Genomic DNA, 12,132 nt, shown 5'->3' on the forward strand with positions numbered 1-12,132 from the left:
ACTACACCTCATTAAAAAACAGAGTATAACTGGATTCACTGAAACCAAGCAGCATAGGCTTACCCGGCGCGCAGAGCAATGGGCGTTTGATAATTGCTGGCATTTCAATCATCAATGCGGCGGCGGAAGCCGCATCGGTGATTTGACTGCGCGTGGATTCATCGAGTTTACGCCAGGTGGTTCCACGTGTATTGAGCAGCGCTTCCCAACCTAATTCGCTGATAAAGGACTGTAATAGCGTATTGTCAAGACCGTCGACGCGATAATCATGAAAGCGATAGTCAATACCTTGTGCATCCAACCAGCGTCTGGCTTTTTTAATCGTGTCGCAATTCTTAATGCCGTAGAGGGTGATCATTTGAATCCTTATTGACGTAATTTGAATATTTATTCTTTTATTATGTGGCAATGAATAATACATATTGTCATTCAATCGTTATAGAAAAATATAACATTGTTGAACAACAGTGAATAATGATTCCTGAAAGCTCCAAAAATACCGTATAACTAAAAATCAGAATCTGCCTGTTTGCATCAGCCTGTTTTTCCATCAGAATTGCAAAAGTAGTAGATGATGTATGAATATTTCAAAATATTGCAGTAAGTCACATAAAATTTATGGGTATGGCGCATAGTGATCACATAAACCCCAAACACGGGAGGATGTAATCACAACCATCGGTTAAATGTTCTTCTTTTGATGATGATGATTTTGTAGAATGCTCATAATAATAAGAGAGGTTGTTATGATTGAACGTGAACTGGGGAACTGGAAAGACTTTATCGAAGTGATGCTTCGTAAATAATTTTCTGGAAGAAATTCATATCCTGTAAAGGATAAAAAAAGGCGACTCAACGTAAGTCGCCTTTTTTGTGCCCGATTATTCCGGGCGCGGTTTCAACGGGAAGCGTCTGCGTACCAGCACAAAGAACAGGGGCACGAAGTAAATCGCCAGGATAGTGGCTGAAATCATTCCACCCATTACGCCCGTCCCCACCGCATGTTGACCGCCAGAACCTGCGCCACTGCTGATGGTCATCGGCAGAACCCCAAAGATAAACGCCAGCGAGGTCATCAGAATCGGACGCAAGCGCTGGCGACAGGCGTGGAGCGTGGCATCGAGCAGATCGTGTCCTTTCTCGTTCATCTCATTGGCGAATTCAACAATCAATATTGCGTTCTTCGCCGATAGCCCGATAACGGTAAGTAACCCGACCTGGAAGTACACGTCGTTTTCCAGACCGCGCATCCAGGTCGCCAGCAGAGCACCAATGACCCCCAGCGGCACAACCAGCATGACGGAGAAGGGAACTGACCAGCTTTCATACAGGGCCGCCAGACACAGGAATACCACCAGCAGAGAAATGGCGTACAGGGCGGGGGCCTGAGAACCCGACAACCGTTCCTGATAAGACATCGCAGTCCATTCGAGGCCGAATCCGGTCGGCAACTGGCGCACCAGCGATTCCATTATGTCCATCGCTGTACCGGTACTGACGCCGGGCGCGGCTTCTCCGACAATCTCGACCGCGGAGTAGCCGTTGTAGCGTTCCAGACGCGGTGAACCGGTTTCCCAGCGCGACGTGGCAAAGGCCGAGAAAGGCACCATGCCGCCGTTGTTATTACGGACGTACCACAAATTGATGTCGTCAGGGAGCATGCGATATTTTGCTGCCGCCTGCACGTAAACCTTCTTCACGCGACCGCGGTCCATAAAGTCATTGACGTAGCTGGAACCCCAGGCCGTTTGCAATGTATCGTTGATGTCGTCGATGGAAACGCCCAGTGCCTGGGCTTTGCGCTGATCGATATCAATTTGCAACTGCGGGCTGTCGTCCAGACCGTTATGACGAACGCGGGTCAGGGAAGAATCCTTCCCGGCCAGCTCAATCAGCTTGTCCCGCGCGGCCATTAACGCGTCATGCCCCGCACCAGCGTGATCCTGCAGTTCCATATCGAAACCGGCAGAGCTTCCGAGGCCACTGATAGCCGGAGGGCTACTGGCGAAGACGCGGGCTTCTTTAATCTTATTAAAGGCTTTGGTCGCACGTTCAATGATGGCGAAAGAGGTTCCGGTAGTGGTGTCGCGCTCATCCCAGTCTTTTAAACGGACAAACATACGCGCCACGTTTTGACCGTTCCCGCCAGGGCCTGAACCGACCGTGGAAAAGACCGACATAATGTTGTCTTTCTCATGGGTGAAGTAATACTTCTCTACTTCCTCAACCACTTTCAATGTTTGCTGCTGTGTGGAGCCGCTGGGCAGCTGTACCGAGGTGGTAAACATGCCGCGGTCTTCCAGCGGCAGGAAGGAGGTTGGCAGGCGCAGGAACAGGAAAACCATTCCGCCGAGCAGCAGGCCGTAGATCAGTATCCAGCGCAGGCTGCGGTGCAGGATCCTGGCAACGCCTTTTTCGTAGCGCTCGGCGTTGCGATTAAACATTCGGTTAAACCAGCCGAAGAAACCGGTTTGTCCGTGATGCTCGCCCTTATGCAGCGGTTTGAGCAGGGTGGCGCACAGAGCAGGAGTGAGGATCATCGCCACCAGAACAGACAGCACCATTGCGGAGACGATAGTAATCGAGAACTGGCGGTAAATAGCCCCGGTAGTGCCGCCGAAGAAGGCCATCGGGATAAACACCGCCGACAGCACCATGGCAATACCAACCAGCGCGCCCTGGATTTGCCCCATCGATTTCCGTGTCGCTTCCCGCGGTGTGAGCCCTTCCTCACTCATAATACGCTCGACGTTTTCCACTACCACAATGGCGTCATCGACCAGCAGGCCGATCGCCAGCACCATCGCAAACATCGTCAAGGTGTTAACGCTATAGCCAAAGGCGTAAAGCACGGAGAAGGTACCCATCAGGACGACGGGAACGGCGATGGTGGGAATCAGCGTGGCGCGGAAGTTTTGCAGGAACAGGTACATCACGAGGAATACCAGCGCGATCGCTTCCAGCAGGGTTTTTACCACGTCGATGATTGAGGCTTTGACAAAGGAGGTAGTTTCATATGCCACCTTATATTCCAGCCCATGCGGAAAATATTGCGACAGCTCGTTCAGACGGTTAATGACCAGTTCCGCCGTCGCCATTTCATTGGCGCCTGAAGCCAGCTTCACGCCCAGACCGGAGGCAGGATTTCCATTAAAGCGGCTGAGGTAATCATACTTTTCAGCACCCATTTCGACCGTCGCCACATCGCCCAGTTTAACTTCTGAGCCATCCTGGTTGACACGTAGAGTAATGGCGCGGAATTCATCCGGAGTCTGCAGTAGCGACTGGGCGTTGATCGTCGCGTTCAGCGCCTGCTTGTCCACCGAAGGCGTACCGCCAAGTTGTCCGACCGCAATCTGCGCATTCTGTGACTCGATAGCGTCGGTCACATCTTTAGCGGTCATCTGGAAACTGTTCAGTTTGGCCGGGTCAAGCCAGATACGCATGGAGTACTGTGAGCCGTAAGCGTCAATATCCCCCACGCCGTTAATACGGCTGAGCGGATCCTGAATGTTACTGGCGACATAGTCGGCGATGTCCTGCTTATCCATTGAGCCATCGGTGGAGACAAAGGCGATTGTCAGAATATTGGTGTCCCCGGTCTTACGCACCGTGACCCCCTGATCCTGTACCGCCTGCGGCAGTTTACGCATTGCCGATTGCAGCTGGTTTTGCACCTGCTGGACGGCCTCATCAGGATCGGTTCCGGCGACAAAGCTCAGTGTAACTGATGCCTGGCCTGTCCCGCTGCTCTGCGACGACATGTACATCAGGTTATCGAGACCAGTCATGTTCTGCTCGATCACCTGGGTGACGGTGTTTTCCAGAGTCTGAGCCGAGGCGCCAGGATAGTTGGCGGTGACCCGTACGTTTGGCGGCGCCAGATCGGGATATTGCTCAACGGGCAGTGAAAAAATAGCCAGGGCTCCTGTCAGGCACAACAGGATAGCTAACACCCAGGCAAAAATGGGGCGATCGATGAAAAAATTCGCCATTAAAAGAGGACCTCGTGTTTCTGCGTATCGTTATGGGTATGGCTTGCTTCACTTTAGCGGCAAGGTACGGGTCAAACGTGGAGAAAAAAAGAAGATAATGTAAATTATCATGCCCGTTTACAGCATACCTTTCGTGCCAACGCCGTCAGGCCTGGATCCAGACCCGACGGCGCTTTGCGGTTCTTTACGTTAGATCACTGTCTGATTCAGCCGAACGGAAACTGATGCTTACCAACGTTCCTCCTCCGGAAGGTTGAGAGAAGGTCAACGTGCCGCTTAGTCTTTCCGCCCGCTCACGCATAATATTTAGTCCATAGTGCCCTGTAGGCTCATGCGGCTCGCCAATGCCGATGCCGTTATCGCGGATATAAACCGTGTGGTTGCCGTCCGGAGCCGTTACGCAACTGACGGCAATTTCGCTCGCACTGGCATGCTTAATGGCGTTCAGCACCGCTTCGCGGATGATCTGCAACAGGTGCACTTGCATTTGCGCATCCAACGCCAGCGTGGGTAACCGACAGTCGAGTGTGAGTTTAGCTGAGGTTTGATTTTGCAGCGTTTCCAGCATTTCATGCAGGGCGGAGGGTAAGTCTGCCTGTTGTAAGGTCAGACGGAAGGTGGTGAGCAGTTCGCGTAGCTGACGGTAGGCATCGTTCAGCGCCTGGGAGAAATCCTCCATGATGCTTTGCGCTGGGGCGTTATCTTCCGGAATTGAACGCTTCAGCAGCGTCAACTGAATGCGTAAATAAGAGAGCACCTGTGCCAGCGAGTCGTGCAGTTCGCGTGCAATCGTTGCTCGCTCCTCCATTAACAACAGTTGCTGAAAATGTTTTTGTGCCTGGTTGAAGTACAACCCGCGTCCCAGCATTGAGGAAACGCTGTTAAGCAGCGGAGTAGAAGCATTGACGTTTGGACTTTGCCAGTGCAGTTCGCCGTAGACGGTTTCCTGCATAGTGACCGGCAGGATCTGCATCGGCAGCTCCAGGCTTTTAGTCCCTTCGCTAATCCGCCAGTTATCACCGACGGTGAGCTCAAGGAAATACGCGGCGTCATGTTCGCGGACGATCTGTAAAATATGGCGGAAGCAGTGCACGTCAATCTGGCTGGTATTTAACGCCTGGGAGCACTGATACAACACCTCCAGACGGCGATTGGCTTCATGGAGATCGTGAGTTTTCTCGGCAACAGACGCTTCCAGCGAGCGATACAGCTTGTGTAATTCACTCGACATCTGGCTAAACGTTTTGCCCAGCAACCCCAGTTCATTGGGCAAACCGGTATCCAGCGGTGGGATATTAAACTGACCGTGTTCAATTTGCTGACTGGCCATCACCAGTTTATTCAGCGGACGCACCACCTGCTGGCGAATTCGCCGCAGGGTAAAGAAGACGAGGGTGAATATGCCGATCCCGCCTGCCAGCGAGATGCCAAATACCAGCATGACTTTACGCTCGGCATAATGTTGCAACGCCAGCACGAAGAGATCGATTTGATCGACGTAGTTGTTGATATTGGCCTGGTACCATTTTAAATCGCCGTCGATCAGGCGGGCATTCATTTCCAGCCAGTTAGCATGCAGACGTCCATAGCGGCTTTTTACCGCTTGTGGCACATACCACGCATTCAGATTCTGTAATGCCGGTGCGTTTAGCGCCTGCTGGAAAAGCTGGCGGTGGGCGTTAAGCTGCGGGCTCTGGCTTTGCAGATCGTAACCCAGACGGTAGCTTTGCATGCGCAATGAGCCAGCAACGTTGATGGCTTCGGCATCTCGCAAGCTGCTGGTCAGCGTGAGCAGCGCAATACCTGTTGAGAGAATTGACAGCAGCACTATGTAGAAAAAAGCTTTAGCCAGACTGGCCGAGACCGGACGCTTTACCGTCACTTGTGCATCCTCACACAATACACGTCGCGCCTGAAATCAGCGTGAACGATGCGGTGTATTTGATAAAGGTTAATAAAACGCCATGAAACTGGATGGTAACTGAAACACAATTTCATATGCGATGAAATAAATTGATCTGCCACAGGTTCTGCATAAATAGTTGTGCTTCCTGGGCAAATGAACATTGCCGCTTCCTTCCGTGTCGGTTAATAACACTCTTATAAAGAATAAGGTTTTTGCAACCAAAAAAGAAGGAAGCCATGAATCGTTTTATTATGGTCAATAGCCAGCAGTGCCTGGGATGCCATGCCTGTGAGGTCGCCTGCGTCATGGCTCACAATGGCGAACAGCATGTCCTGAGCCAACGGCATTTTCAGCCCCGAATTACCGTCATTAAACATCAGCAGCAGCGCAGCGCGGTGACCTGTCACCACTGCGAAGATGCACCCTGCGCCAGAAGTTGCCCAAATGGGGCAATTAGCCATGATAACGACAGCGTTCAGGTGAACCCGCAAAAGTGCATTGGCTGTAAATCGTGCGTCGTTGCCTGTCCTTTCGGCACGATGCAGATCGTACTCACTCCCGTCGCCAAAGGGAAGGTGAAAGCCACCGCGCACAAATGCGATCTGTGCCAGGGGCGTGAACAGGGGCCCGCCTGCGTAGAGAACTGCCCGGCGCAGGCGTTACAGTTGGTGACGGAAAATTCGCTTACCGGTCTGTCAAAAGCGCGTAGGCTGCGTACCGCAAGTCTGGAAAGCCAGCCATGGCACGCCAGCACTACCGATTTTGTTCCACATGTCATCACCAAACGTGAGCAAATGCAGGCGACGCCTGCGCGTGGTGAGCCGGATAAACTGGCGATTGATGCCCGGAAAACCAGCTTTGAAGAGATCTATCTGCCGTTTCGTACGGCGCAGGCGGAGCGGGAAGCCTCTCGCTGCCTGAAATGCGGCGACCACAGTATTTGCGAATGGACCTGTCCGTTGCATAACCACATTCCGCAGTGGATTGAGCTGGTCAAAGCCGGAAAGATCGATGCCGCGGTTGAGCTTTCACATCAAACCAACTGCTTGCCGGAGGTGACCGGGCGTGTATGCCCGCAGGATCGACTCTGCGAAGGGGCATGCACGGTGCGTAATGAGCATGGCGCAGTCACCATCGGTAATATTGAGCGTTACATCTCCGATCGGGCGCTGAGTAAAGGGTGGCGGCCGGACTTAAGCCATGTGCAGAAAGTGGACAAGCGTGTTGCCATTATCGGCGCGGGTCCGGCGGGTCTGGCCTGCGCGGATGTGCTGGCGCGTAGCGGTATCAGTGCCACCGTTTACGATCGCCATCCTGAAATTGGCGGTTTGCTGACGTTCGGTATTCCGGCCTTCAAACTGGATAAATCGCTGCTGACGCGTCGCCGTGAAATCTTCAGCGCTATGGGGATTCATTTCGAACTTAACTGTGAAGTGGGTAAGGACGTCGCACTTGAAAAGTTGCTGGAGGATTACGATGCCGTGTTCGTGGGGGTGGGAACCTATCGTTCCATGAAGGCGGACCTGCCAAATGAAGACGCGCCAGGCGTATATGATGCGCTGCCGTTCCTGATTGCCAACACCAAGCAGGTGATGGGGCTGGATGAGTTGCCTGAAGAACCGTTTATCGATACCGCCGGACTGAAAGTGGTGGTTCTGGGCGGAGGCGATACGGCCATGGACTGTGTACGTACCGCGCTGCGCCACGGTGCAAGCCAGGTGACCTGCGCCTATCGTCGTGATGAAGCCAACATGCCGGGTTCGAAAAAAGAGGTGAAGAACGCCCGGGAAGAGGGGGCAAACTTCGAGTTTAACGTCCAGCCGGTTGAGCTGGTGTTGCATGCCGATGGGCGAGTCAGCGGCGTGCGTTTCTTACGTACCCAACTTGGCGAACCTGATGCGCAGGGGCGTCGTCGCCCGGTTCCCATCGCCGGGAGTGAGTTTGTGATGCCCGCAGATGCGGTGATCATGGCGTTTGGTTTTCACCCACACGGCATGCCGTGGCTGGAGTCGCATGGCGTTAAGGTCGATAACTGGGGGCGCATTGCCGCCGATGTTGAAAGCGCATACCGTTACCAAACCAGTAACCCGAAAATCTTTGCCGGTGGCGACGCGGTACGCGGTGCGGATCTGGTGGTGACGGCCATGGCGGAGGGGCGGCACGCCGCCCAGGGGATCGTCGACTGGCTGGGCGTAAAATCAGTCAAATCTCACTAATCGGCGTCCAGGCTGGATAAAACGCGTTAGCGTTGTCATCCGGCAATGTGCCGCATGAATGCCTGATGGCGCTTTGCTTATCAGGCCTACATTGTTCCAAGACAAACCCGGTTTCACGGCGTAGTATTATTTCTCACTTCTTGCTGTGGAGCCGGTATGTCGCAAAAAATTACCCTCATCAAAGATAAAGTCCTCTCCGATAACTACTTCATCCTGCGCAATATCACCTATGACCTGACCCGTAGCACTGGGGAGGTGATTCGTCATAAACGCGAGGTTTACGATCGCGGTAACGGTGCCACAATCCTGCTGTATAACCCGGAGAAGAAAACGGTGGTCTTAATTCGCCAGTTCCGCGTCGCCACCTGGGTCAACGGTAATGAAGATGGTCAACTGATTGAAACCTGCGCTGGGCTGTTGGATAACGACGAACCGGAAGCGTGCATTCGCAAAGAGGCCATTGAAGAGACCGGCTTTGAAGTGGGCGAAGTGCGCAAACTGTTTGAGTTATACATGTCGCCGGGCGGCGTGACGGAAATAATCCACTTCTTCATTGCACAATACAGTGACAGCCAGCGAGCAAACGCTGGTGGCGGTGTGGAAGATGAAGATATTGAAGTTCTGGAACTGCCGTTCACCCAGGCGCTGGAAATGATCAAAACGGGTGAGATCCGTGACGGTAAAACGGTGCTATTGTTGAACTATTTGCAGTCGTCGCATCTCATGGACTAATGCGCGGGATTTATATTTCTTTACAAATTTACGGCCAATCCGACAATTCTTATTGAGCCACATCAGTCGCGCAAGGAAGATACCGCTTAGGCTGTGTGTTTTGACTTCGGGGTTGTACCGTCCATGCGCTATCGCGTTATTCTCCTTTTCCTGCTCGGGTTGCTACCAGCCCGATTGCTCTGGGCTGCGCCCGCGCAACAGGCGTTTTCTGACTGGCAGGTGACGTGTAATAACCAAAATTTTTGCGTGGCGCGCAATACCGGAGAGCACCACGGCCTGGTCATGACCTTGAGCCGCAGCGCCGGGGCACATACTGACGCCGTGTTGCGTATAGAGCTGGGCGGGCTGGAATCGTCCAACGTCAAAGAGAGAGATATTGCGCCGCGTCTGTTGTTGGATGGTGCGCCGCTCTCGCTGAGCGGCGAGCACTGGCGTATTACCCCATGGCAACTGATGACCGATGATCCCGCCACCATTAGCGCATTTTTACAAACCGTACAGGACGCGAAGGCGATTACCCTGCAAAAAGGTGCGCAAAATCTTTCGCTGCTCGGGCTAAAAGCCGCATTGTTGTTTATCGATGCCCAGCAAAAACGGGTTGGCAGCGAAACCGCATGGATCGAAAAAGGTGACGAGCCTCCGCTCAGTGTACCACCTGCTCCCGCGCTGAAAGGCGTAGCGGTCATTAACCCAACACCAACGCCTCTCACACAGCAAGAGCGCAGTGAACTGCTGGACTATGGTAACTGGCGAATCAACGGTATTCGTTGCTCTATCGATCCGCTGCGTCGCGAGATGCGCGTCACGGCCCTAACGGATGATAAAGCGCTGCTGATGATTGGCTGTGAGGCTGGAGCGTATAACACTATCGATCTGGCGTGGGTGGTTTCACGTACAACCCCGCTGACTTCACGCGCGGTACGGTTAAGCCTGCCTTTTAAAACGGATGCGGAAAGTCGCGATATGGAGCTGACCAACGCTGCGTTTGACGAAAAGTCGCGGGAGCTGGTTACCCTCGCTAAAGGACGAGGGTTGGCAGATTGCGGTATCCAGACCCGCTGGCGCTACGATGGTCAGCGTTTTCGCCTGGTGCGCTATGCCCAGGAGCCAAGTTGTGATAACTGGCATGGGCCAGATGCCTGGCCCACACTGTGGATCACACGTTAAGCACCTTGTGTGCTTTGTCGACGATGTTATCTACCGTAAAGCCGAAGAACGGGAACAGCTTGTCCGCCGGAGCCGACTCCCCATAGCCCGTCATCCCAACAATCGCCCCTTTCAGCCCAACATACTTGTACCAGTAGTCGGCAATACCGGCTTCTACCGCCACGCGCGCGCTGACGTTTGCCGGCAGGACCGACTCCCGGTACGTCTCATCCTGGGCGTCGAAGATATCGGTTGAAGGCAGAGAAACTACCCGCACGTTACGGCCTTCGCCGGTCAGTTTTTCCGCCGCCAGCAGCGTGATTTCCATTTCTGAACCGGTAGCAATCAGGATAACATCCGGCTTACCGCCGCCGTCCTTCAGCACATAGCCGCCGCGGGCAATTTGCTGCACTTGCTCAGGCGTGCGCTCAACCTGCGCCAGATTCTGCCGCGAGAGGATCAGCGCCGTTGGCCCGTCATGGCGTTCGACCGCCAGCTTCCAGCCTACTGCCGCCTCAACCTGATCGCATGGTCGCCAGGTACTGAAATTAGGCGTCAGGCGTAGACTGGCGAGTTGTTCGACGGCCTGGTGCGTGGGACCATCTTCCCCCAGGCCAATCGAGTCGTGGGTATAAACCATGATTTGTCGGGCTTTCATCAGCGCCGCCATGCGCGCGGCATTACGGGCATATTCAACAAACATCAGGAACGTTGCGGTGTACGGTACGAAGCCTCCGTGGTGCGCGATACCATTGGCAATTGCGGTCATGCCAAATTCCCGCACGCCGTAGTGGATGTAGTTTCCTGCATGATCCTCTTTAAGAGAGGAGGAGCCTTTCCAGATGGTTAGGTTGCTGGGTGCCAGATCAGCCGAGCCGCCGAGCAGTTCTGGCAGTATCGGCCCATAGGCGTTCAGGGTATTTTGCGAAGCTTTACGGGTGGCTATTTTGGCTGGGTTGGCTTGCAGGTCGGTAATATATTTCTGGGTTGTTGCTTCCCACTCCTTAGGCAGTCCGCCGCTCATCCGGCGAGTAAACTCTGCCGCCAGTTCCGGGTAGGCTTGTTCGTAAGCTGCGAATTTCTCCTTCCAGCTCTGTTGCGCTTTTTCGCCTTTCTCGCGTGCGTCCCACGCCCGGTAAATCTCTTTGGGGATTTCAAAAGCAGGATGATGCCACCCCAGTTTCTGCCGGGTCAGCGCCACCTCTTCTTCGCCCAACGCAGCGCCGTGCGCTTCCTCTTTCCCGGCTTTATTCGGTGAGCCAAAACCAATCACCGTGCGGCAGATAATCAGCGACGGTTTATCGGTAACAGCCTGCGCTTCCTGAATGGCTTTTTTCACCGCCTCAGGGTCATGACCGTCAATATCGTGCACTACATGCCAGTGGTAAGCCTCAAAGCGTTTTGCAGTATCGTCGGTAAACCAGCCGTCGGTTTCGCCATCAATTGAGATGCCGTTGTGATCGTAGAAGCCGATGAGTTTGCCAAGCCCTAGCGTGCCCGCCAGCGAACAAGCCTCGTGTGAAATACCCTCCATCAGACAGCCGTCGCCCATAAAGACCCAGGTAAAGTGGTTAACAATCTCATGGTCCGGCTGGTTAAACTGCGCTGCCAGCGTGCGTTCGGCAATGGCCATGCCGACAGCGTTGGCTAAACCCTGGCCCAGCGGTCCGGTGGTGGTTTCCACGCCCGGCGTGTAGCCAATTTCCGGGTGACCTGGCGTCTTCGAATGGAGCTGACGGAAGTTCTTTAATTCTTCGATCGGCAGGTCGTAACCGGAAAGATGCAATAGGCTGTAAAGCAGCATTGAGGCGTGGCCGTTGGACAGAATAAACCGGTCACGATCGTACCAGGTGGGATCGGTCGGGTTATGGCGTAGAAAATCGTTCCACAGCACTTCGGCGATATCGGCCATCCCCATTGGTGCTCCTGGGTGGCCGGAGTTAGCTTTTTGGACGGCATCCATACTCAGCGCACGAATGGCATTGGCAAGCTCTTTACGGGTCATAGGAAATACTCCTTGAAAAGTAAAGTGTTAGATGCGTGTTGTGATTCACACTTTTGGGGAAATTGCGGGCGTTGTCAGCAAAAAGCATAGCAGACAAGCATGGTATTGCTGGATTAAGCAGGTAACATGGCT

At 53.6% G+C, this 12,132-nt stretch carries 8 protein-coding genes; 4 read left to right on the top strand and 4 right to left on the bottom strand.

The window, feature by feature from the left end:
* Position 1 precedes the first annotated feature (1 nt).
* Positions 2–358 (bottom strand): ArsC family reductase, encoded by a 357-nt coding sequence (locus OGV71_RS01255; protein ID WP_204583377.1) that lies wholly within the window; start codon positions 356–358, stop codon positions 2–4.
* A gap of 388 nt (positions 359–746) precedes the next feature.
* Between OGV71_RS01255 and ypfM the strand changes: the two genes are divergently transcribed.
* Positions 747–806 (top strand): protein YpfM, encoded by a 60-nt coding sequence (ypfM, locus tag OGV71_RS01260; protein WP_001386977.1) that lies wholly within the window; start codon positions 747–749, stop codon positions 804–806.
* Positions 807–881: 75 nt separating this feature from the next.
* Here the strand turns inward: ypfM and acrD are convergent, their stop codons facing one another.
* Entirely contained in the window at positions 882–3,995 is a 3,114-nt protein-coding gene (gene acrD / locus OGV71_RS01265) for a multidrug efflux RND transporter permease AcrD (protein WP_003847241.1), read from the bottom strand.
* A 184-nt stretch (positions 3,996–4,179) separates the two neighbouring features.
* A complete protein-coding gene (narQ, locus tag OGV71_RS01270) occupies positions 4,180–5,877 on the bottom strand; it encodes a nitrate/nitrite two-component system sensor histidine kinase NarQ (protein WP_204583378.1) in 1,698 nt (565 codons plus the stop codon).
* A 260-nt stretch (positions 5,878–6,137) separates the two neighbouring features.
* Between narQ and aegA the strand changes: the two genes are divergently transcribed.
* The 3 genes from aegA (at position 6,138) to OGV71_RS01285 (ending at position 10,016) form a co-directional block, all read left to right on the top strand.
* On the top strand, positions 6,138–8,117 hold the full coding sequence (gene aegA, locus OGV71_RS01275) for a formate-dependent uric acid utilization protein AegA (RefSeq protein WP_204583379.1): 1,980 nt from the start codon (positions 6,138–6,140) through the stop codon (positions 8,115–8,117).
* 156 nt (positions 8,118–8,273) lie between these two features.
* Positions 8,274–8,849 carry a GDP-mannose pyrophosphatase NudK gene (nudK, locus tag OGV71_RS01280; protein WP_003838513.1) on the top strand — a complete coding sequence of 192 codons (576 nt, stop codon included), beginning with the start codon at positions 8,274–8,276 and terminating at the stop codon, positions 8,847–8,849.
* A 123-nt stretch (positions 8,850–8,972) separates the two neighbouring features.
* On the top strand, positions 8,973–10,016 hold the full coding sequence (locus OGV71_RS01285; protein WP_204583380.1) for a DUF1176 domain-containing protein: 1,044 nt from the start codon (positions 8,973–8,975) through the stop codon (positions 10,014–10,016).
* Here the strand turns inward: OGV71_RS01285 and tkt are convergent.
* Positions 10,006–12,000: a transketolase gene (tkt, locus tag OGV71_RS01290; RefSeq protein ID WP_192468516.1), complete on the bottom strand. Its 1,995-nt coding sequence runs from the start codon at positions 11,998–12,000 to the stop codon at positions 10,006–10,008. The genes OGV71_RS01285 and tkt overlap by 11 nt on opposite strands.
* Between the last annotated feature and the right edge of the window lie 132 nt (positions 12,001–12,132).

This window comes from Citrobacter sp. Cf088, from assembly GCF_030334295.1.
Taxonomy (GTDB): domain Bacteria; phylum Pseudomonadota; class Gammaproteobacteria; order Enterobacterales; family Enterobacteriaceae; genus Citrobacter; species Citrobacter freundii.